This is a genomic window from Faecalibacterium sp. An122, from assembly GCF_002160895.1.
In the GTDB taxonomy this organism is placed as follows: Bacteria; Bacillota; Clostridia; order Oscillospirales; family Ruminococcaceae; genus Faecalibacterium.
The window spans coordinates 1-21164 of sequence record NZ_NFLL01000013.1 but is presented as its reverse complement, the minus strand read 5'-3'; the positions used below and the strand labels follow the sequence as shown (position 1 = coordinate 21164).

At 63.4% G+C, this 21164-nt stretch carries 17 protein-coding genes; 14 read left to right on the top strand and 3 right to left on the bottom strand.

Annotation, left to right across the window (positions count from 1 at the left end; translation table 11 throughout):
* Positions 1-77: 77 nt before the first annotated feature.
* Positions 78-2486: a glycoside hydrolase family 2 TIM barrel-domain containing protein gene (locus B5E67_RS09270; protein ID WP_242956904.1), complete on the bottom strand. Its 2409-nt coding sequence runs from the start codon at positions 2484-2486 to the stop codon at positions 78-80.
* Between the two features lie 225 nt (positions 2487-2711).
* On the opposite strand from B5E67_RS09270, the gene rsmD reads away from it, so the two are divergent.
* The 12 genes from rsmD to B5E67_RS09210 all read left to right on the top strand — a co-directional run bounded on the left by rsmD (position 2712) and on the right by B5E67_RS09210 (position 17165).
* Positions 2712-3284, top strand: a complete 573-nt coding sequence (gene rsmD / locus B5E67_RS09265) for a 16S rRNA (guanine(966)-N(2))-methyltransferase RsmD (RefSeq protein WP_087246479.1) — start codon at positions 2712-2714, stop codon at positions 3282-3284.
* Complete coding sequence (locus B5E67_RS09260) at positions 3281-3739, top strand: ATPase (RefSeq protein ID WP_087246480.1); 459 nt, start codon at positions 3281-3283, stop codon at positions 3737-3739. Before rsmD ends, B5E67_RS09260 begins: the two co-directional genes overlap by 4 nt.
* A gap of 352 nt (positions 3740-4091) precedes the next feature.
* Positions 4092-4511, top strand: coding sequence for a division/cell wall cluster transcriptional repressor MraZ (mraZ, locus tag B5E67_RS09255; RefSeq protein ID WP_087246481.1), 420 nt, complete (start codon positions 4092-4094; stop codon positions 4509-4511).
* A 215-nt stretch (positions 4512-4726) separates the two neighbouring features.
* Entirely contained in the window at positions 4727-5695 is a 969-nt protein-coding gene (gene rsmH, locus B5E67_RS09250; RefSeq protein ID WP_087384907.1) for a 16S rRNA (cytosine(1402)-N(4))-methyltransferase RsmH, read from the top strand.
* A 39-nt stretch (positions 5696-5734) separates the two neighbouring features.
* Positions 5735-6256 (top strand): cell division protein FtsL, encoded by a 522-nt coding sequence (locus tag B5E67_RS09245; RefSeq protein WP_087384904.1) that lies wholly within the window; start codon positions 5735-5737, stop codon positions 6254-6256.
* Between the two features lie 118 nt (positions 6257-6374).
* The gene (locus tag B5E67_RS09240) at positions 6375-8867 is read left to right on the top strand and encodes a penicillin-binding protein 2 (RefSeq protein ID WP_087384902.1); all 2493 of its coding nucleotides are present in this window, start codon (positions 6375-6377) and stop codon (positions 8865-8867) included.
* A 136-nt stretch (positions 8868-9003) separates the two neighbouring features.
* Positions 9004-10404, top strand: coding sequence for a UDP-N-acetylmuramoyl-tripeptide--D-alanyl-D-alanine ligase (gene murF, locus B5E67_RS09235; protein WP_087384899.1), 1401 nt, complete (start codon positions 9004-9006; stop codon positions 10402-10404).
* Between the two features lie 26 nt (positions 10405-10430).
* The gene (locus B5E67_RS09230) at positions 10431-11456 is read left to right on the top strand and encodes a hypothetical protein (RefSeq protein WP_087246486.1); all 1026 of its coding nucleotides are present in this window, start codon (positions 10431-10433) and stop codon (positions 11454-11456) included.
* A gap of 66 nt (positions 11457-11522) precedes the next feature.
* A complete protein-coding gene (locus tag B5E67_RS09225) occupies positions 11523-12848 on the top strand; it encodes an FtsW/RodA/SpoVE family cell cycle protein (RefSeq protein WP_087364060.1) in 1326 nt (441 codons plus the stop codon).
* Positions 12849-12945: 97 nt separating this feature from the next.
* The gene (murG, locus tag B5E67_RS09220) at positions 12946-14073 is read left to right on the top strand and encodes an undecaprenyldiphospho-muramoylpentapeptide beta-N-acetylglucosaminyltransferase (protein WP_087384897.1); all 1128 of its coding nucleotides are present in this window, start codon (positions 12946-12948) and stop codon (positions 14071-14073) included.
* Between the two features lie 153 nt (positions 14074-14226).
* Positions 14227-15672 carry an FtsQ-type POTRA domain-containing protein gene (locus tag B5E67_RS09215; RefSeq protein WP_087384895.1) on the top strand — a complete coding sequence of 482 codons (1446 nt, stop codon included), beginning with the start codon at positions 14227-14229 and terminating at the stop codon, positions 15670-15672.
* Positions 15673-15686: 14 nt separating this feature from the next.
* Complete coding sequence (locus tag B5E67_RS09210) at positions 15687-17165, top strand: UDP-N-acetylmuramoyl-L-alanyl-D-glutamate--2,6-diaminopimelate ligase (protein WP_087384893.1); 1479 nt, start codon at positions 15687-15689, stop codon at positions 17163-17165.
* A gap of 81 nt (positions 17166-17246) precedes the next feature.
* Here B5E67_RS09210 and B5E67_RS09205 read toward each other — a convergent pair whose 3' ends face one another.
* Together B5E67_RS09205 and serC are read right to left on the bottom strand one after the other, a co-directional pair.
* A complete protein-coding gene (locus tag B5E67_RS09205) occupies positions 17247-18407 on the bottom strand; it encodes a phosphoglycerate dehydrogenase (protein WP_087384891.1) in 1161 nt (386 codons plus the stop codon).
* A gap of 24 nt (positions 18408-18431) precedes the next feature.
* Positions 18432-19514, bottom strand: a complete 1083-nt coding sequence (gene serC / locus B5E67_RS09200) for a 3-phosphoserine/phosphohydroxythreonine transaminase (RefSeq protein WP_087384889.1) — start codon at positions 19512-19514, stop codon at positions 18432-18434.
* A gap of 308 nt (positions 19515-19822) precedes the next feature.
* Here serC and B5E67_RS09195 point away from each other — a divergent pair, with 308 nt between their 5' ends.
* Both B5E67_RS09195 and B5E67_RS09190 read left to right on the top strand, forming a co-directional pair.
* Positions 19823-20242: a BlaI/MecI/CopY family transcriptional regulator gene (locus B5E67_RS09195; RefSeq protein ID WP_087384888.1), complete on the top strand. Its 420-nt coding sequence runs from the start codon at positions 19823-19825 to the stop codon at positions 20240-20242.
* A 258-nt stretch (positions 20243-20500) separates the two neighbouring features.
* A complete protein-coding gene (locus B5E67_RS09190) occupies positions 20501-20965 on the top strand; it encodes an Hsp20/alpha crystallin family protein (protein ID WP_087246494.1) in 465 nt (154 codons plus the stop codon).
* Positions 20966-21164 lie beyond the last annotated feature (199 nt).

The window sequence follows — 21164 nt, the reverse complement described above, 5'->3', positions numbered from 1 at the left end:
GTATGCCAGCTGGAAATGATCAAATTTTGAACAGACTGCAAAGCAAACGTAAAAAGCGGGCGGAGTCTGGGTTTTTATCAGGCTTCACGCCGCCGGATGATGACCGAGACCTCGGTGTCCAGGGCGCCCTCCATTTTGCAGTGGAGGGTGGCCCGGCCGGCCACCCCGTCGGTGGCCAGATAGGTGCCCGCCATGCCGCCCCGCAGGGGAACCACCGAGGGGCCGATCAGCTTGGCGGGGCCCTCCACCGACAGCTGGACCGCCTCGCTGCAGTAGGGCAGAAGGCTGCCGTTCTGGTCGATGGCCCGGAGGGACACTGCGGCGCAGTCCCAGGTGGGGCCGTCGGTGAGGATGGCGTTGCGGACGGTGCATTCCAGGCGGACCCGCTGGGCGGGTTCCTGCACCACCGTGCGGGCCACACGGCCCTTCCACACCGCATCAAACCGGTAGGAGGCGGTGGGGCCGCCCAGCACCCCGATATAGGTCTGGTACAGCCGGATCAGGTTGGATTCGTCCATCCGCAGAGCCCGCAGCAGCCGGCCCAGACGGGCCCGCAGCAGGGGAGAGGGAATGTTGGGGTCCCGGCGCATGGCGTTGAGACAGCCGGCCAGCTGGACCGCCTCGCTGTGGGCGATGCCCTCGTATTTTTCCAGCAAGGGGCCTACAAAGTCGTCGATCTGGATGGGCGGATAGGGCAGGGCGGCAAACCGGCCCTGACGGTCGGGGGAGAATTCGGCGATGAAATCCCCGTTGCGGTACACCCGCACCGTGTCGGCGTTGGTGAAAGCCCAGCATCCGCCGGGATAGCCGGCGGGCATATCCCCGAAGGCGGCCGCCGGGGATACCTCCAGCACAATGTCGGAGGGGACCCGGGGCGGCTTCTGGCTGGCAAAGACGGCGGCGGCCAGTTTGGGGTTGCGGAACAGGTCCAGCACCCCCTGATAGCTGACCCGGTCCCCGCTGCCGTAGGCCGGGTGGGTGTTGTAGTCGGTCATGCACCAGCCAAAGCTGCCGGCCACCCCCTGCTGGGCGGCGGCATCGTTGAGGACGGCGCCGTAGCGCAGGGCCTGGCTCAGCCGCTGGGCGTTGCCGTCAAAACTCTTGGTGGGGTACATCATTCCGCCGTAGCCGCTGATGAGGTAGCCGCGGCGCAGGTCCGGGGTGACCGAGGCCCGGGGCAGACAGCCCGGCCCTGCCCCGGCAAAGGAAAAGTCGTCGTAGGCGTAGACGTCCTCCAGCAGCTGGCCCTTTTTGGCCCGGTGGGTGCCCGCCGTGGGGCGGGTGGGGTCCAGGCGGCGTGCCGCCTCGTTGGTCTTTTTATAGAAAGCTTCGTCGTCGGCGCTGCCCGGCACCCGCACGCCCCACAAAAAGACGCTGGGGTGATTGCGGTACTGGCAGACCATCTCGCGGCAGTTCTGAAGGGCCTGGGCTTTCCAGGCGGGGCCGCCGATGTGCTGCTGGCCCGGCATTTCCACAAAGGCCAGCAGGCCCAGCTCGTCGCAGGCATCCAGGAAAGCCGGGCTGGGCGGGCAGACACACCGCACCGCATTGCAACCCAGCTCCTTGCGGAGAATCTGGGCGTCCAGGCGCTGGATGCTGTCGGGCATGGCGTAGCCCTGGTAGGGATAACTCTGGGGACGGACCAGTCCCCGCAGATGGGTGCGGACCCCGTTGAGGTACAGCCCGCCCGCCACAAACTGGATGGTGCGGAAGCCAAACCGGATCACCTTCTGGTCCAAAGCCCGGTCGGGCAGGCCGCTGGTGCCGGGGCGGATCAGCCGCACCGTGAGGGTATAACGGGTGGGGTGCTCACAGCTCCAGGGCTGGACCCCGTTCAGGGTGCCGTTGATGGGCAGGGAGAGCTCGCCCACATAGGCGGCCCGCCGCCCCGACGGGGAGCGGATTTCGGCCTCCAGGGTGCAGCCCACCGTCTCGCCCTCGGCGGCGGAGTAAATGCGGAAAGACCCGTCGGCCCCCGCCTGGATGAACACATCCCGCAGCCAGGCGTTTTCCTTGACGTCCAGGGACACCCCGCGGTAGAGGCCGCCGTAGGTCAGGGTCTCGGTCTGGCCGCCGAAGGGGGGAATGTCCAGCGTTTCCCGGCTGTCGCACCGGACCACCAGAATGTTTTCCTGTCCCAGCCGGACCGCATTGGTGAGGTTGACGGTGAAGGCGGTGTATCCGCAGGCGTGATGCCCCACCCGCTGGCCGTTGCAGTAGACGGTGGCGTCGTGGGCCGCCGCGCCGAAGGTCAAAAGCAGGGTGCGGCCCTCCCAGCTCTTGGGCGCAGTGAACACACGCCGGTAGCCGCTGACCAGCTGGTAGTCGTTCTCGTTGCAGTAATTGAAGGGCAGCACTTTGACGGTGTGGGGCAGCCGTACCGGCTCCAGATCCAGGCCGCCGATCTCCGGCCCCAGCAGGGCCGGGTCATAGCGGGGGGTGAAAAACCAACCGTCGTTCCAGTCGTAATGTTCGATGCGTTCCATCTGTTGCAGACTCCTTGACCGGTCAGGATAGACCAAATTTAGCACAAAAATTCATTTTTATCTTAACACAAAGATATGAACGAATAAAGAATGTAAATCCCCAGGAGCAAGATTTTTTGGCGAAAACGGGGACAAATCCGCACCACCCCCCGCCAAGGCTTGACAAGTCCGGCCTGCTCTGTAATAATGAAGGGAACAACGTACCACTGAAAGGAGCGGATGCAGATGCGTGTGATCGCAGGTGAAGCACGGGGCCGCCGTCTGGAGGCGCTGCCCGGAACAGACGTGACCCGGCCCACCCTGGACCAGGTCAAGGAGGCGATGTTCAGCATCGTCCAGTTTGACCTGCCTGGCGCCCGGGTGCTGGATCTTTTTGCCGGCAGCGGCCAGCTGGGCATCGAGGCGCTGTCCCGCGGGGCGGCGCGGTGCGTGTTCCTGGACCAGAACCGGGATGCAGCCGCCGTGGTGATGCGCAACTGCAAGGCCTGCGGCCTGTTTGACCGCAGCCGGGTCAGCGTGGGCGAAGCCGCACGCTGGCTGTCGGCCTGCCATGAGCAGTTTGATCTGGTATTGCTGGACCCGCCCTTCGGCCAGGGAACCCTGGAGGAGATTTTGCCCGCGGTGGACAAGGTGGTGGCGCCCGGCGGCATCGTCCTGTGTGAGAGCGAGGCAAAGCTGGTCCTGCCCGCCGAGGTGGGGGGCCTGACCCTGCGCAAGCAGTACCGCTATGGCCGTGTGCTGCTGTGGCGCTACACCAAGCCCCACGCCGGCGAACTGGAAGGGAGAGACACCGTATGAACATCAATGAACTGTTGGATACCATCGAGGATGCCCTGGAGGAGAGCGCCAATATGCCGCTGTCGGGGGGCAAACGGATCGTGGATGTAGACCAGATACGGGATTATCTGGATGAAGTCCGGGCCAACCTGCCCGGCGAACTGCGCCAGGCCCAGGCCATCGTGAACGACCGGGCCCAGATTGTGGACTCGGCCAACGCCCAGGCCCAGGCCATCGTCCGCAAGGCCGAGGAGCGGGCCCGCATCCTGGTCAGCGAGTCGGAGATCGTCAAGAACGCCCAGCAGCGGGCCTCCGAGATCATGGCCCAGGCCCAGGCCGAGAGCCGCACCCTGCGCCAGACCACCGCCGACTACTGTGACAACATGCTCAAGAACACCGAGGAAGTCATGCTGTCCAACGCCGCCCAGGTCAAGAGCGTCCGCGCCAGCCTGCGCACCCCGCCCAGAAAACAGTAATTACATGGGTCCCAAAGCCCCTTCCGCCCCTGCGGCGGAGGGGGCTTTTTCCGTGCCGGGGCAAAATTGCCAGAAAAAGGATTTTTGGGCCGGCCGGAACGCAGAAACACGGGGAGTTATTCCGCCCCCGGTGCACATCTCCCGAAAAGCTTAAACTGGGATACAAAGAGATCAACTTTATTGCGGAAACGGACGATGTTTTGGATATCCTGCGGAAAATTAATGGAAAAAGTCGGGCGAAAACTATTGCATTCAAAGGTCCGTTTTGTTACAATAAAACCATATCAGTGGAGTAAAGTAGAGAGAAGTGGGGAACGCGCCCCACACAGCTCCACAAAAGGAGGCGGTCAGGGTGTTCTTTGGACGTTACGACTGTACCATTGACGCCAAGGGCCGCCTGAATTTCCCGGCCAAGTTCCGGGACGGAATGGGCGACAGCTTTGTGGTGATGGAATGGCTGGACCAATGCCTGTTCGCACTGCCCATGTCGGAGGTGGAGCGCATCTCCGAACGGATGGGAGCGGACGAGCTGATGGACAGCTGGGAGATCACCGGCGACCTGTTCAGCACCGCCTGCGAGGTGACGCTGGACAAGCAGGGGCGAATCCTCCTGCCGGCCAGCCTGCGCCAGTATGCGGGCCTGGGCAAGACGGTGGCCGTCATCGGCAACCGCAACCATGCTGAGATCTGGGACGCCGCCCGCTGGGACGCCCGCCGGGCCGCCATCACCAACGAACAGCGGGCCGCCCGTCTGCGGGAACTGCACATCTGACACGGCTGCAGAGGGAGCGCAGGATGCAGCCTGTGGAGATGAGAAAAACCGGGCTTCGTGACGGCGCCTGAGCCCCGTCCCTGCCTGCCCGGGCGGGGTCAGGGGACAGGCTGCGCCGTCCCTTGTCTTTTCAACCATGGCGGACAGGCCCTCTGCGCCGGGCCCGGGCCGCTGGAACAACGCGAATGAATGATTTGAGAAAGGAGGCGGGCCCAATGGAAGCAGAACAGGAACAGCAGGCATTTGACCCGGCCTCGTTTGAACACGTGCCGGTGCTGCTGGAGGAGTGTCTGGAAGGGCTGGCCATCCGCCCCGACGGCACCTATCTGGACGGCACCGCCGGAGGGGCAGGACATTCCCGGGCCATTGCGAGCCGGCTGGACGCCGCGGCAGGCGGACGGCTGATTGCGCTGGACCAGGACCCCGACGCGGTCCAGACCGCACGGCAGCGGCTGGCAGGCCTGCCCGCCACAGTGGTACAGACCAACTTCCGCTATGCAGCCGACGCGCTGGCGGGTCTGGGCGTGGCCCAGATCGACGGCGCGCTGCTGGATCTGGGCGTCTCCAGCCATCAGCTGGACGACGCAGAGCGGGGCTTCTCCTATCGGGCGGACGCTCCGCTGGATATGCGGATGAGCCAGGAGGGGACAAGCGCCGCCGACCTGGTGAACACCCTGGACCGGGAAGAACTGGCCCGCATCCTCCGCGACTACGGCGAGGAACCCTACGCCTGGCAGATTGCCGGACGGATCGTCGAGGCACGGCAGGAAACCCCCATTGAAACCACCCTTCAGCTGTCCGGGCTGATCGCTTCGGCGGTTCCCCCGGCGGTGCGGCGCAAGGATAAAAACCCGGCGCGCCGCAGTTTCCAGGCATTGCGCATTGCGGTGAATCATGAGCTGGATGCACTGGAAGAAGGATTGGATGCGATTTTCGGAGCCCTGGCGCCCGGCGGACGGCTGTGTGTCATCACCTTCCACTCTCTGGAGGACAGGCTGGTGAAAAACAAGTTCCGCCGCTGGGCCACAGCCTGCACCTGCCCGCCGGAATTTCCGGTCTGCGTGTGCGGCGGCAAGGCCAAGGCAAAACTGATCACCCGCAAGCCCATTGAGGCGAAACCCGACGAGCTGGCCGACAACCGGCGCAGCCGTTCGGCCCGGCTGCGGGTCCTCGAAAAACTGTAAGCAAGCGCTCCGTTTGGTGCGTAGAAGGAGAGATAGATCATGGGTCAGCCTGCATACGATATTCATTATTCCGGAACTGCCTATGCACAGACTGTCCGCCGCCCGGCTCCCCAGCCCGAGCGGCGGGTAAACCTGCGTGTTGAGCAGGGCGGCAAAGCGGCCATTTCGCCGCTCCGCGCGATGATGCAGCACGGGGTGCAAATCCTGGCGCTGGGGATTCTGGCAGGACTTTCGGTGGCGCTGCTGTTCAGCGAGGCGCGCATCGTGGAGCTCAGCGGCGACATCCGCCAGGCCAAGGCAGAGCTGGTGTCGGCCCAGAGCCAGAACGACTACTACAACACCACCCTGAACGTTCAGTCCAGCATCAGCAATGTAGAGGATGTGGCCGGACGTCTGGGTCTGATGAAGATTGACGACAGTCAGATTACTTACATCCGTCTGGACGACCAGAGCGTCCTGACCCGCCGCGAGAGCGCGGTGGAAAAGTGGACCGATACCCTGGAGGCAGGGGTCTCGTCCCTGCTGCGGACCATCAATCCGCCGTCCAGCGTTGCGCAGTGACCTGCGGCCGGCTGAGACGGCCTGTACAGACAAACTACCCGGAGAAGCGTGCGGCAGCGCACGCTTTTTCGGTTTTTGGCGCCTGTGAGCTCAGACCGGGCGCCGTCAGGAGAAGCAGATGAATCAGGAAAACAACAGGCGCCGGCGGAACTATATGCTCCGCCGGGAACCCGACGCCACCCCCATTCCACGCCGGACCCGGACCATTGGGATGGCCGTTTCCATCGGTGCGGTGGCGCTGGCCACCCTCATCGTGGTGGGCAGCCTTTATAATATTCAGATCCGCAATGGCGAGATGTTTACCCGCTACGCCAGCGACCAGCAGCTGCTGGACACCACCATTCAGGCCACCCGGGGCGAGATCTACGACGCCACCGGCAAAGTCCTGGCTTCCACCAGCGTGGTCTGGGATATCTGGTGCGACCCCAGCTATTCCTCCGCCCTCTACGACAGCCAGACCATCACCTCCACCGACCCCGAAACCGGGGAGGAAGTGGAGTCCACCGCCCACAACCTGAATGCGGCGGCCTGCGCCGAAATCAGCCGGGAACTGACCCTCCGGCTGCTGTCGGGGGACGGCGTTAGCCTGGACAAGGTGGACACCACCTCCGACGCCTATGTGGCCCAGTACGAGAAGATTTACAATGCCCTCAGCAAGATTGATTCCTCCTATCAGGTGCTGGCCGAGAAGGTGAACAACGCCGTCAAGGAGTCCATCGAGAGCTACGTCTCCGACCGCAACGCCAAAAAGGGCACCGGCCGGCTGTCCATTTCCAGCTCCCGCACCTATCAGCGGAACTATCCCTACGGGGCCTTTGCGGCGTCGGTGCTGGGCTTCACCAATGCCGACGGCGAGGGCTTCTACGGGCTGGAAAAGTCCTATAACGACGTGCTGGCCGGCACCGACGGCCGCACCGTCACCATCCGCAATGCCCGGGGCAATGCCATCGCCGACAGCGGCGCGGTGACCTACGACGCCAAGGACGGCAACAGCCTGATCCTGACCCTGGACAGCACCATTCAGGAAGTGGTGGAGCGGTATCTGAACGAGGCCATCGCCGCCAACACGGTGGAAAACCGCGGCTGCGCCATTGTGATGGACGTCAAGACCGGCGGCATCCTGGCCATGGCCTCCAAGCCGGATTTTGACCCCAACAACCCCAACGACTACACCGCCAACCAGGCCTATCTGGAGGAACTGGTCCGGGCCGAGCCGGAACTGTACGGCATCTACCTGAAAAACGAGGACGGCTCCTACGTCACCGACGAGGAGGGCAACAAGATCCTGGACCCGGAGGCCGACTACTCGGGCTATTTCCGGGATATCATGTGGAAAAACAAGAACATCACCGAGCTGTACTACCCCGGAAGCGTCTTTAAGGTGATTACGGCGGCCATGGGCCTGGACTCGGGCAACGCCACCTACAACACCACCTTCAACTGCTCCGGCGCCTATGCGGTGGCCAAGGAGACCTACCACTGCGCCGGCCGTCACAGCCACGGCGTTCAGAACCTGGCTCTGGCTCTGCAGAACAGCTGCAACATCTACTTTATCCAGCTGGGCCAGCGGATCGGCGTCCAGTCCTTCTATCAGTATTTTAAGGCCTTTGGCTTCACCGAACAGACCGGCGTGGACCTGCCCAACGAGACCGCCTACATGCAGTACTACACCGACAAGAACATGGGCGAAGTGGAGCTGGCCTCCTCGGCCTTTGGCCAGTCCATGGCGGTGACCCCGCTGCAGGTCTGCACTGCCATTGCGGCCTCGGTCAACGGCGGCTATCTGGTGACCCCCCACGTGGTGGACCAGATTGTGGACGCCAACGGCAACGTGGTGGAGCAGATCGGCGCCAACGTCCGCCGCCAGGTCATCAGCGAGAGCGCCAGCGAGACCATCCGCCAGATCATGGAGTATGAGGTGGGCGACGGCACCACGCAGGTGGGCGGCTACCGTGCCTATGTGGCCGGCTACCGCATCGGCGGCAAGTCGGGCACCTCCGAGCTGCTGAACATGGACCGCCGCGCCGACGGCGACTACAAGAAGGCGGCTTCCTTTGTGGCGGTCCTGCCGGCAGACGACCCGGAGATCCTGGTCTATGTGATGCTGGACGACCCCAACAACGCCAACAGTGACTACTCGTCGGTTCTGGCTGCGCCGGTGGTGGGCAATATCATCAGTGAGATTGCCCCCTATCTGGGCCTGGCCACCGACGGCATCGACCGCAGCGGCACCACCGTCAAGGTGCCCAACCTGATCGGCACCGAGTGGAGCAACGCCCAGGTGTCTCTGAACATCCGGGGCCTCAAGCACCAGCTGGTGGAGAGCGAGGCCGACAACACCGCCGCGCCGGTCACCTGGCAGTATCCCACCGCCGGGTCCACCGTGCCCAGCGGCACCACCGTCTACCTCTACACCGACGGCTCGGGCGGCAAGACCACCGAGGTGCCCGACCTCACCGGCAAGAGCGCCGACTTTGCGCGGCAGATGCTGCTGGCGGCGGGCCTGAACTGCACCGTGGAGGGCAACGCCGGAGGCCTGGTCCAGAGCCAGAGCGCCGCGCCGGGCAGCAGCGTTCAGCTGGGCACCATCGTCACCATCACCTGCGGATGAGTCCGCGCTCCCCGGCCCGAAGGCCCCGAGAGGTGAAAACGAAGCGAAAAGAAAAGGTCTTTACTTGCCAACTGCGGTACGCTATATTTATAATACATATAGATAAGAATGAAACAGGAAAGGGGATCAGAACGATATGGAACACATCGCAGCAAACATCCTCCTGGCAGGCCTGGCGCCTGCGGAACGGATCGGTGAAGAAAAAGTCACTCTGGTGACCACCGACAGCCGAGAGGTTGTGCCGGGATGCGTCTTTGTGGCGTTTCCGGGCGAGCACTTTGACGGACACAATTTTGCAGCCAAAGCGCTGGCAGACGGAGCCGCATGGGTGGTGCTGAACCACCCGGTTGAGGGAGTCCCCGAGGAAAAGACCATCCTTTGCCCCGACAGCTATCAGGCCATGATGCAGATGGGCGCCAATTACCGGGCCCAGTTCTCGCCCAAGGTGATCGGCGTCACCGGCAGCGTGGGCAAGACCACCACCAAGGAATTCTGCGCCACCGCCCTGTCGGTCCTGGGCAACACCATCAAGACCGAGGGCAACCAGAACAACGAGCTGGGCCTGCCCCGGACGCTGTTCCGGATCGACGCCTCCACCGAATACGCCGTGATCGAGATGGGGATGAACCACGCCGGAGAGATCAGCCGTCTGTCCCGCTGCGCCAAACCTGATATCGGTATCATTACCTGCATCGGCCTGTCCCACATCGGGAATCTGGGCAGCCAGGAGAATATCTGCAAGGCAAAGCTGGAAATCTGTGAGGGGATGCCCGAGGGCGCGCCCCTGATCCTCAACTACGACGACGAATTCCTGCGCAAGGCCCAGCTGCCCAGCCACGTCCGCCCGGTCTGGTACAGCATGACCAGCCAGGAGGCCGACGTTTACGCCTCCGCCATCCGGCAGGAGGACGACGGCATGAGCTTCCTGCTGGACGACGCCGAGAACGGCTGTTTCATGGTCCACATCAGCGCGCTGGGCCGCCACAATGTGGCCAACGCCCTGGCGGCCTACTGCGCCGCCATCCAGGCCGGCCTGGAGCCCCGGGACGCCCTGAAGCAGATGAAGGAATTCCGCCAGACCGGGATGCGCCAGCAGATGCTGGACAGCCACGGGGTGTGGATCATCAAGGACTGCTACAACGCCAACCCCAACAGCATGAAGGCCGCCCTGGAGATGTTCAAGGAATATCCCTGCAAGCGCCGTTTTGCGGTGCTGGCGGATATGCTGGAGCTGGGCGAGCACGGCCGTGAAGCCCACGAAGAACTGGGCCGCCTGGTGGCCCAGAGCAACATTGACGTGCTGATTACGTACGGCGACCTGGCCCGCCGTACCGCCACCGTGGCCGCGGCCAAAGGGGTGCGGACCATCCACGCCAACAACTACGATGAAATTGCCGGTTTCCTGGCGCGGGCAGCTGCGCCGGGGGATGCGGTCCTCTTTAAGGGCAGCCGCGGGATGGCGCTGGAAAACGCCATCGAAAAGCTGAGCGCCCTGCAGGACGCCGAGGCCAGAGCAGAGAGCGAAAACAGCGACTGAAAACCAACGGATCGGAGATAGAAAGCATGATACGTTTTGCCTTGATCGTGGCGTCGGTGCTGGGATTTGCCCTGACGACCGCGGTCGGGAACCTGTTGGTCCCGCTGCTGCGGGCCCTTGTCCCACCCGAAAAAGAGACCGGCGCCGGCGCAAAGCCGGATTCGCCGGAATCGGAGCGCCAGCCGGAGCCGCCTGAGCCCAGGGGCCTGCCCACCATGGGCGGCCTGTGCTTTATCATTGGCACCCTGGCGGCGGTGGGCGTGGGCTGGGTGGTGGTCTGCCTGGTCCAGCCGGAACTGCTGGGCGGCGGGCTCACCGGCCGGCTGATGCTGGGTCTGGGGTCGGGCTTCCTCTTTGGAGCGGCGGGCCTGGCCGACGACCTGGCCCGGCTGCGGCCCCGCCAGGTGCTGGGCCTGCGGACGGGGCCCCGGCTGGCTCTGGAAGGGGCGGCCGCCCTGGTGACGGTGGCGGCCCTCTACCTGAACGGCGCCATGCCCACCGGTCTGACCCTGCCCGGCGTCGGGTATCTGGAGCTGGGCGGCGCGGCAGCCCCCCTCTGGGCGGTCATGCTGATGGCTCTCAGCGAGTCGGCCCGGATGTCCGGCCCCGCCGACGGCGCGGCGGCCGGCGCGGCCTTTGTGGCCATGCTGGGCCTGATGGGAGCCGAGACCATCCTGGGATTTTTCCCCCTGGCGGTGCTGCCTGCAGCCCTGGCAGGGGCTTTGATGGCTTTTCTGCTGTGGAACTTTTACCCGGCGCGGCTGCTGCCGGGCTCGGTGGGAAGTATGTTCCTGGCCGGTGCGGTGGGAGGCATCCCCCTGTCCATTGGCCGGGCGGACATCGCCCTGGCGCTGGCCCTGCCCTTCTGGGTGGAGGGCCTGGCCGGCCTGCTGCAGGCTCTGTGGCGCCGGGTGCGGCGGCGTCCTCTCTTTCGGGAGGGCAGCTTCGACGCCTGGCTGTGCCGGCGGGGCGGCCCGGTGACGGTGTTTTATGTATTCTGTGCGCTGGCCCTGGCCGGAACGCTGGCCGCCCTGCGCACCGCACAGCTCTGAGTGTGCGGCCTGTCTCCGCCTGACCGGGCGGGACGGCATCCAATCCAACGAAAGAGAGATGTTCCTATGGCTGTTGCAAGAAGACGACGCCCCGACCCCAACGGGCCGGTGGTGGTGTTTCAGCGCAACCCCGGGCCGTGGACCCCGCTGACCATCGGCTGGCTCGCGACCCTTATCCTGATCGTGATTTTTGGGCTGGTGATGCTGTTCAGCGCCAGCTATACCACCGGTTACCTGCGGATGGGGGACAGCTTCTACTACATCAAGTCCCAGACCCTCTACGCCGCCATCGGAATGGGGGTTATGTTCCTCTTTTCCTACATCGACCTGCGGTTCATCCGCAAATTTGTCTGGGCTGGCTACATCGTCAGCCTGATTCTGCTGGTGCTGGTGCTGTTCTGTGAGCCGCTGAACGGCTGCCGCCGCTGGATCAACATCCGCGGCCTGCCCACTTTGCAGGCTTCCGAGCTGGTGAAGTTCGAGATGATCCTGCTGACGGCCCATCTGGCCAGCCGCACCCCCCATCTGGTCCTCCAGGGAGAGCCCGGGGCCCGGCGGGTGGCGAAAAACTTTGGCCGGTGGCTGTACCAGAAGGTGGTGCGGGAACTGATGGTCCCGCTGATCCCTCTGCTGCCCATCATTGTGCTGCTGGCTCTGGAACCTCATATGTCCGGCATCGTCCTGATGTGCGCCATCGTGGGCAGCATCCTGCTGCTCAACGGCAGCGGCGGCATCATTACTTACGGCGGCGCAGCGGCCGCCATCCTGCTGCTGGAGAGCATCCTGTCCCATATTGACTCCATCCCTTACCTGCAGGCCCGTCTGGACGGCTGGACCCAGGACCTTACCAAGATGACCGACCAGACCCTCCAGAGCCTGTACGCCATCGGCTCGGGAGGCCTGACCGGCCTGGGCCTGGGCAACAGCGTGGAAAAACAGCTCTGGCTGCCCGAGTGCACCAACGACTTTATCTTCAGCGTGGTGTGCGAGGAGCTGGGCTTTGTGGGCGCTGTGGTGGTTATCCTGCTGTTTGTGCTGCTGCTGGTGCAGGGCTTCTGGATTGCATTCCAGGCCGCGGACCGGTTCAGCACCCTGGTGGGCGTGGGCATCATGGCCCAGGTGGGCTGGCAGGTGTTCTGCAATGTGGCGGTGGTCACCAACACCCTGCCCAACACCGGCATCAGTCTGCCCTTCTTCTCCTCCGGCGGCACCAGTCTGCTGCTTCTGATGGCTGAGATGGGCGTTATGATCCACATCGGCCGCAACGGCGCCCGGGCTGCGGAAGCCCGCCGCGCTGCGCAAATGGAAAAAATCCGTCAGGAATCGGCCCGGCCGCCCATTGTTCTAAATGGCCTGGGCCGCCGGTCCGCCGGGCATCAGCCCGGGCTGTGAGTCCGGACGGCATCTGTGCTGTTTCTCCCGTCCGTCAAACAGGCGGATGGGTTTTTCATGGAAATCGTCCGGCCAGACCGGACAGGAGGAATCGGATATGCGCGTATTGATCGCAGCCGGCGGCACCGCCGGCCATATCAACCCGGCCCTTGCCATTGCGGGGGCGCTGCGGGCGGCGGACCCGTCCGCCGAGATCCACTTTGCGGGGCGGAAAGAGGGCATGGAGTACCGTCTGGTGACCCAGGCGGGCTACCCCTTCCACCACATCGAGGTGACCGGCTTTCAGCGGCGGCCGTCCCTGGAAAACCTGCGGCGGAATGTTGTCACCGTCTGGAATCTGGCCCGCTCGGGACCCCGCTGCAAGGCCATCCTCAATGAGGTGAAGCCCGACCTGGTCATCGGCTGCGGCGGCTATGTGTCGGGCCCGGTGGTCCGTGCGGCGGCCAAGCGGGGGATTAAGACCGCCATCCATGAACAGAACGCCTTCCCCGGCGTCACCAACAAGCTGCTGGCCCCCGAGGTGGATGTGGTTTTTGCGGCGGTGCAGGCCGGCGCCGACCGTCTGGGCGCACCCGGCAAGACCCTCGTGGTGGGCAACCCGGTCCGTCCCGAGGTCTTTGACTGGACCAAGCGCCGGGACGAAGCCCGGGCCAAGCTCAATGCAGGAGACCGCACCGTGATCCTGTCCTTTGGCGGCAGCCTGGGGGCACGCCGGATCAATGAAGTAGTGGCCGACCTGTGCGCCTGGGAGCAGAAAAATCACCTGAACACCCTGCACCTCCACGCCACCGGCCAGTACGGCGTGGAGCTGTTCCGCAACCTGGAAAAGGAGAAGGGCTTTGCCCGGGGGGACAGCCTGATTGTGCGGGAGTACATCGACAATATGCCCGAGCTGCTGGCCGCGGCGGACCTGGTCATCAGCCGGGCCGGCGCGCTGACTCTGGCCGAGCTGGAGGCCGCCGGCCGGGCCGCCATCCTGATCCCCAGCCCCAACGTGGCCGAGAATCATCAGTACTACAATGCCCTGGAGCTGGCCAAGGTGGACGCAGCGGTGGTCATTGAGGAAAAGGACCTGACCGGTGAAAAGCTGGTGGAGGAGGTGCGGCAGCTGCTGGCCGAGGACACCAGATTGGCCCGGATGGGCCGCAATGCCCGCACCCTGTCGGTGGACGACAGCCTGAACCGGATTGTGGACCGGCTGCAAAAGCTGGTGCGGGAGCCGTAAGCCGTAAAGAACACAAAGACTGCGCCGCAAGGAGAGAGCCGCCCGCACAAGGGGCAGGCCCTCTCTCTTGGAGCGCCCGGGCTTCTGCGGACCGCAGGGCCCCAAAAAGATTGGATTGCGCTTTTGAACGAGAAGGAAAGGAGGCGGAGCGGTATGCCTTCCAAAAAGCGCAGGCGGAGGCCGGCAGGGCGATCCGCCCCGCAGCGGCCCCAGCAGGGGCAGAACAGACAGCGTCCGGCCCCGGCGGCGGGGAGTGACCAGAGGGTGGAGGACAGCTTCTTTTATGAGCATCCGCCCCGGGCCCGCCGCCAGGATAACCTGGTGGAATTCCCCACCGGCCAGACCCGGCCCAGCCAGCGCCCGGGGGAGCAGCGGACCCGGAACGGGGCCCGTCCCCAGCAGGTGCGGCCGGGCCGCAGCGCCAATGGAGCCCGGCGGCCCGCACAGGCCCGTCCGTCCGCCTCGGCGCCCCGGCGGGAGGGCCGCCGCCGTCGCCGTCTGACCCGCAAAATGCTGCGCCGCCGCCGGATGATGCGCCGCCTGACTGCGGTGTTCCTGGTGCTGTGCGTGGCGGCGGCGGGCGTCTACCTCACCGTCACCATGCTGTTTAAGATCAACGCCATCCGGGTGGCGGGCCCCGATGGGGCCACCCTCACCGAGGCGGGGCCCTACACCAGCAGCCAGATTCTGGAGACCCTGGGGGTGCAGGTGGAGGAAAACATCTTCAGCTTTGACCCAGGCGAAAAGGCCGCCATGCTGGAGAAAACCTTCCCGCTGCTGGAACAGATCGAGGTCAAGCGGGTGTATCCCAGCACCGTGGTGGTGCAGGTGACCCCGGCCACCCCTGCCTATACCATACAGACCTCCACCGGCTGGATCAACCTGTCGGCAGGGCTCAAGATTTTGTCCACCGAGACCCAGCAGCCCGACCTGCTGGTGCTCTACGGCGGCGACCCGGTGAGCGTGACCCCCGGCGATCAGCTGGCCTACGCTCTGGCGGACCCCGCCCTGAGCGGGGCAGACTCCGCAGAGGCGTCCAGTGCAGCGGACAGCGAGAGCGCCGCGCTGGCTCAGGATGGGCGGATTGATGCCCTCACCACCCTGCTGACCGCTCTGGAAGAGCGGGGCCTGCTGGGGGACGTGACCCGCATCGAATACGCCGATGTGGAGGAGATCGCCTTCCTGTATCAGGACCGGATCAGCGTCCTGCTGGGCACCTTGAACGAGCTGGACTATAAACTGGACTATGCCGAGTACATGCTGCTGAACAAAGAGGGCAAGGGCTGCGCCGAGACCGATACCGGTCAGCTGGACTGCAGCCACGTCAAGACCGACGGCACCCTGCAGGCCATCTTTGCCCAGGGCGTGCCCGAACTGCCCTCGGGCTATGTTGTGCCGGAGGAGGTGCCTGTACCGGACACCGAAACCACAGACCCCGCCCTGACCGGTGAAACCGCCGCAGAGGGGGCGCCGGCAGGAGAGACCGGTGCAGACCCGGCGGCAGATCCGTCTGCCCAGCCGGCGGACCCCGCCGCGGAAAACCAGGCCGCCGGAGACGGAACGGCCCCAGAGACCCCCGCTGAGGGGACAGACCAATGAGGAGTGAATCCGCTATGAAATTATCTGCATTGACGGAAGGCGTCGCCTGCACCCTGGTCCAGGGCAGCATGGACACCGAAATCACCGATATCGTCTATGACAGCCGAAGGGCCGCCCCCGGCGTGCTGTTTGTCTGCATTGTGGGCACCCAGCGGGACAGCCATGACTTTGCCGCCGACTGCGCCGCCAAGGGCGCGGCGGCCATCGTCATCCAGCACGACATCGACCTGACCGGAATGGACGGGGTCACCGTCCTGAAGGTGGACAGCAGCCGCTATGCCATGGCCCGGATGAGCGCCAACCTCTTTGGCAACCCGGCCCGCCGGATGACCATGATCGGCGTCACCGGCACCAAGGGCAAGACCACCACCGCCCACATGATCCGCAGCGTGCTGGAGGCGGCGGGCCGCAAGGTGGGCATGATCGGCACCAACGGCGTGTCCTATATGGGCCGCCATGAGGACACCGCCAACACCACCCCTGAGAGCTACGAGCTGCAGAAGATTTTCCGCACCTTTGTGGATGCGGGCTGCGACACGGTGGTGATGGAGGTTTCCAGCCAGGGCCTGATGATGGACCGTGTGGGAGGCATCCACTACAACGTGGGCGTCTTTACCAACCTTTCCCCCGACCACATCGGCCCCGGCGAGCACGCCAGCTTTGAGGAGTACCGCAGCTGGAAGGGCAAACTGTTCCAGCGGTGCGACGTGGGCATTGTAAACGCCGACGACCCCAACGCCGAGGCCCTGCTGGAGGGCCATACCTGCCGCCTGGTGACCTACGGCATGGGGGAGAAGGACGACTACCGGGCCGGGGAATGCCAGCTGCTGCGGACCCACGACTTCCTGGGCGTGACCTTCCACGTCAGCGGCAAAGACGAGATGGACGTCCGGGTCAATATGCCGGGCGCATTCAGCGTCTACAACGCCCTGGCCGCCCTGGCGGTGGGCAAGGAGCTGGGTGTGCCCGACCAGGCCATCCACGACGGCCTGGCCCGCTGTGTGGTCAAGGGCCGGGTGGAGCTGGTGCCCATCAGCAAAAAGTTCACCATCCTGCTGGACTACGCCCACAACGAGGTCTCCACCGAGAGCCTGCTGACCACCCTGCGGGCCTATCAGCCCCACCGTCTGGTGGTGGTGTTCGGCTGCGGCGGCAACCGCTCCAAGCTGCGCCGCTACGGCATGGGCGAAATCTGCGCCAAGATGGCGGATTTCTCCATCCTCACCGAGGATAACAACCGCTTTGAAAAGGTGGAGGACATCCTGGCCGACATCCGTCAGGGCATGGTCAAGGGTAACCCCGACGCCAAGTTTGTGGAGATCCCCGACCGTCTGGACGCCCTCCACTATGCGGTGGACCACGCCCAGCCCGGCGACCTGATCGCCGTCATCGGCAAGGGCCACGAGACCTACCGCGACCGGATGGGCGTCAAGACCCCCTTCCTGGAGCGGGAGCTGCTGGAAGAGTACGCCAAGGAAATCGGGCTGGAATAATCCCATAAAAATACCCCCGGGCTGCTGCAGTGTGCAGACAGCCCGGGGGCTTTTTTGGGTAATGGAGGATGGTGAGATTTATCACAGGATGCGAACCCGGATGACGGCCGGGATTTCATCCAGCTTTTCTTTCAGACCGTTATCCATGGGACCGGTGACATCCAGCATGGTGTAAGCCATGTTCTTTTTGCTCTTGTTCACCATGTTCTCGATGTTCAGACCGGCGGCGGTGGTCAGAGCCGTGATCTGGCTGATGACGCCCGGCTCGTTCTTGTGGATGATGCAGACCCGCTTGCCGCCGGCGCGGGGCTGCTGGACGTCGGGCATATTCACCGAATGGGTGATGTTGCCGTTGCGCAGATAGTCGCTCAGCTCCTGGGCGGCCATGATGGCGCAGTTGTCCTCGGCCTCCGGGGTGGAGGCGCCCAGGTGGGGAGTGCAGATGACGCCGGGATTGTTCAGCAGCTCCTCGGCGGGGAAGTCGGTCATGTACTGGGCCACCTTGCCGCTCTCCAGAGCTTCCAGCATGGCGGCATTGTTCACCAACTCGCCCCGGGCGTAGTTCAGGACCTTGACGCCGTCCTTGCACAGAGCCAGGGTCTGGGCGTTGATGGTGTCCTTGGTGGTGGGCAGGTAGGGAACATGGATGGTCAGGTAGTCGCACAGAGGCAGCATGTCGTTCAGGTTGACGCAGTGCTGCACGCGGCTGCTCAGATTCCATGCGGCGTCGATGGAGATATAGGGGTCGTAGCCGTAGACCTCCATGCCCAGCTCGATGGCGCAGTTGGCCACCCGGGAACCGATGGCGCCCAGACCGATGACGCCCAGCACCTTGCCCGAGATTTCATTGCCGACAAACTGCTTTTTGCCCTTTTCCACGTCCTTCTTCAGGTTGGGGTCGCCGGCCAGGTCCTGGGCCCAGGCCGAGGCCGCCGGAACATTGCGGCTGCCCGCAATCAGCATGCCCACCACCAGCTCGGCCACCGCGTTGGCGTTGGCGCCGGGGGTGTTGAACACCACGATGCCCTGCTCACTGCAGCGGTCCAGGGGAATGTTGTTGACGCCGGCGCCCGCCCGGGCGATGGCCAGCAGGTTGGGCTTGAACTCGGTGTTCAGCAGGTCGGCGCTCCGCACCAGAATGCCTTCGGGGTCCTCGGCGTTCACCGACACCTCAAACAGGTTCTTGGGCAGTTTGGCCAGGCCCACCGGGCTGATGGCGTTGAGAGTCTGAATCGTAAACATGGGTGTATTCCTCCCTGGAAAAGCTCAGGCGTTGTTCTTGCGGAAGGTCTCCATAAAGGCGACCAGCTTGTCGATGCCCTCGGCCGGCATCGCGTTGTAGATGGAGGCGCGCATGCCGCCCACCAGGCGATGGCCCTTCAGGTTGACAAAGCCTGCCTCGGTGGCCTCAGCGCAGAATTTCTTGTCCATGTCGGGGTTGGGGCTGGTGAAAGTGACGTTCATGGTGCTGCGGTAGCGGTGCTCCACAGGGTTGGTGTAGAAGTCCTGGCTGTCCAGATAGTCGTACAGGACCTTGGCTTTGGCCTCGTTGATCTTCTGCATCTCAGCCAGGCCGCCCACTTCGTTCTCCAGATAATCCAGCACCAGGCCGGTCATATAGATGCACCAGCAGGGCGGGGTGTTGTACATGCTGTCCTTGCCGATGATGGTGGTGTAGTTCATCATGGTGGGGACGGTGTCGGCGGCGTGGCCCAGCAGGTCCTCCCGGATGATGGCGATGGCCATGCCGGCGGGGGCGACGTTCTTCTGAACGCCGAAGTAGATGCAGCCGTACTGGCTCACATCCACCGGGCGGGACAGGATCATCGAGCTCATGTCCGCCACCAGGGGAATGTTCTCCACCTGGGGGATCTCCACATACTGGGTGCCGAAAATGGTGTTGTTCTGGCAGATGTGGATGTAGCTGGCGTCGGGGTTATAGGGGATGGCCTTGACGTCCGGAATATAGGTGAAGTTCTTGTCCTTGCTGGAGGCGATGATGCGGGCCTCGCCGAACTTGGCGGCCTCTTTGGCGGCCAGGTTGGAGAAGTTGCCGGTGACGATGTAGTCGGCCTTGCCGGTGGTCATGAAGTTCAGGGGCACCATGGCGAACTGCTGGGTGGCGCCGCCCTGGAAAAAGCCCACCTTATAGTTGTCAGGAATCTGCATCAGGCGGCGCAGGGAGGCCTCGGTGTTCTGGATGATGTCGTCAAACCACTTGCTGCGGTGGCTCATCTCCATGACGCTCTGGCCGCTGCCGTGGTAGTCGAGCATTTCGGCCTGTGCTTTTTTCAGGACTGCCTCAGGCAGCATGCTGGGCCCGGCGCTGAAATTGTAAACTCTTGCCATGATGAATTCCCTCCGTCTGTATGATTCAGATTGCTCTGTGTTGGCGTGTTTGATGGTACAAAGTATAAAGGTTTTGGGACGGCAAAAACAAGAGCTCTTTTGCACAAAAAAGACCGGTGCAGACAAGCAGTGAAAGCGCAGAACACACAAATGTGTGCCATACAAGGACAAAAACAAATACAAATGTAGTAGAATGACCTAAAATGCCCATTCCAGGCCTAAAAACACCCCTTGCCACCCGGGCTGAGGTCTGCTATACTGAGTAAAACTAATACAAATGTAGAGACAAGAAAAAGGGGGATTTTGGGATGTACGGCATACCGGAGCACTGCAAACTGCTTTCAGCGGCGGAGGAACAGGTCCTTTTGGCCCTCTGGGAAGCGGCTCCCGCCTCCCGGCGGGACATTGGCCGGAAGCTGAAAGAGAAGGGCTGGGCCGACGGGACCCTGCTGACCTTTCTCAGCCGGCTGGAGGCCAAGGGCTGGGTGAAGGTCACCCGGAACGCCAACTATAATATCTATACCCCTACCATCACCCGGCGGGCCTATGGGGTCTATTGTATGCGGGAGCGGCTGGACACCCTGTTCGGCGGGGATCTGGCGGCGGCGGTGCGGGCCCTGGTCAGCGAGTCGGGGGCAGGGCCCAGCCAGCTGGAACAGGCCGGGGCGGTCATCGAGGAGATGAAAGCCCAGGCGGAGGAGTACGACAGCTACGACGCATTTTTCTGAAGAAGCAGGTGCGGTCGGGCAGAGTGGGCCAAAAACACGGAATAGCGTATAAAACGGCGAGAGATTGCATGAGATGTGAACAAACTGTGTCCACAAAGTGAATTTTAGCAGTCAATGCTTGACAGCGCTAAAAGTCCGTGTTATAGTATAGCTGTGCTCAGGAGGAAGGGCACCAGAGATCCAAACAACCTCCGGTTCCCATTCCGCCGGGAGCAAAGCTCAGCCCGTTTCGGGGCTGTTTGATTGGAGGTTTGACTTATGCTTCTGCCTGCTGTTTTTCATGAGAATCTTTTCGATGATTGGTTTGATCCGTTCTTCGATGATATGGATCGCGAACTGAACCGCGAATCCCACCAGGTTTTTGGCAAGCGCGGCGCGAACATGATGAAGACCGACGTCCGGGACACCGGCAGCGCCTATGAGGTGGCCGTGGATCTGCCCGGCTGCAAGAAAGAGGACGTCAAGATGGAGCTGGAAAACGGCTATCTGACCATCCAGGCCGTCCGCAGCCACAGCAACGACCAGACCGACCAGAATGGCCGCTATGTCCGCCGGGAGAGCTTCTCCGGCACCTGCGCCCGCAGCTTCTATGTGGGCGAGGATGTGAAGAAAGAGGACATCCACGCGAAATTTGAGGATGGCGTGCTGAAATTCTCCCTGCCCCATCCCCAGGTCCAGCAGCAGCTGCCCGCCGCTCAGCAGAATCTGATCGAGATTGAGTAACCAGGCGGCGCGTTCCGAAAACGCATCAAAATGCCCCCGAGAGTGAACTGAACCAGTAAAAACGGACAATAGACAAAACACCCCCTGTGTAGGAAAATAAACCTATACAGGGGGTGTTCGTATGTCCAGACAAAAATACACACATATCCAAGTGAAAGAGGAAGAAATTCTAGCCTTGCGAGAGGCAGGAGCGACCCGG

Bases quoted from the DNA above. Each gene is read 5' to 3' on its own strand.
- rsmD (WP_087246479.1), top strand. From the start codon at position 2,712: ATGCGTGTGATCGCAGGTGAAGCACGGGGCCGCCGTCTGGAGGCGCTG.
- B5E67_RS09270 (WP_242956904.1), bottom strand. From the start codon at position 2,486: ATGGAACGCATCGAACATTACGACTGGAACGACGGTTGGTTTTTCACC.
- B5E67_RS09190 (WP_087246494.1), top strand. From the start codon at position 20,501: ATGCTTCTGCCTGCTGTTTTTCATGAGAATCTTTTCGATGATTGGTTT.
- B5E67_RS09230 (WP_087246486.1), top strand. From the start codon at position 10,431: ATGATACGTTTTGCCTTGATCGTGGCGTCGGTGCTGGGATTTGCCCTG.
- B5E67_RS09205 (WP_087384891.1), bottom strand. From the start codon at position 18,407: ATGTTTACGATTCAGACTCTCAACGCCATCAGCCCGGTGGGCCTGGCC.
- B5E67_RS09260 (WP_087246480.1), top strand. From the start codon at position 3,281: ATGAACATCAATGAACTGTTGGATACCATCGAGGATGCCCTGGAGGAG.
- murF (WP_087384899.1), top strand. From the start codon at position 9,004: ATGGAACACATCGCAGCAAACATCCTCCTGGCAGGCCTGGCGCCTGCG.
- B5E67_RS09195 (WP_087384888.1), top strand. From the start codon at position 19,823: ATGTACGGCATACCGGAGCACTGCAAACTGCTTTCAGCGGCGGAGGAA.
- B5E67_RS09225 (WP_087364060.1), top strand. From the start codon at position 11,523: ATGGCTGTTGCAAGAAGACGACGCCCCGACCCCAACGGGCCGGTGGTG.
- serC (WP_087384889.1), bottom strand. From the start codon at position 19,514: ATGGCAAGAGTTTACAATTTCAGCGCCGGGCCCAGCATGCTGCCTGAG.
- B5E67_RS09240 (WP_087384902.1), top strand. From the start codon at position 6,375: ATGAATCAGGAAAACAACAGGCGCCGGCGGAACTATATGCTCCGCCGG.
- B5E67_RS09210 (WP_087384893.1), top strand. From the start codon at position 15,687: ATGAAATTATCTGCATTGACGGAAGGCGTCGCCTGCACCCTGGTCCAG.
- murG (WP_087384897.1), top strand. From the start codon at position 12,946: ATGCGCGTATTGATCGCAGCCGGCGGCACCGCCGGCCATATCAACCCG.
- B5E67_RS09245 (WP_087384904.1), top strand. From the start codon at position 5,735: ATGGGTCAGCCTGCATACGATATTCATTATTCCGGAACTGCCTATGCA.
- B5E67_RS09215 (WP_087384895.1), top strand. From the start codon at position 14,227: ATGCCTTCCAAAAAGCGCAGGCGGAGGCCGGCAGGGCGATCCGCCCCG.
- rsmH (WP_087384907.1), top strand. From the start codon at position 4,727: ATGGAAGCAGAACAGGAACAGCAGGCATTTGACCCGGCCTCGTTTGAA.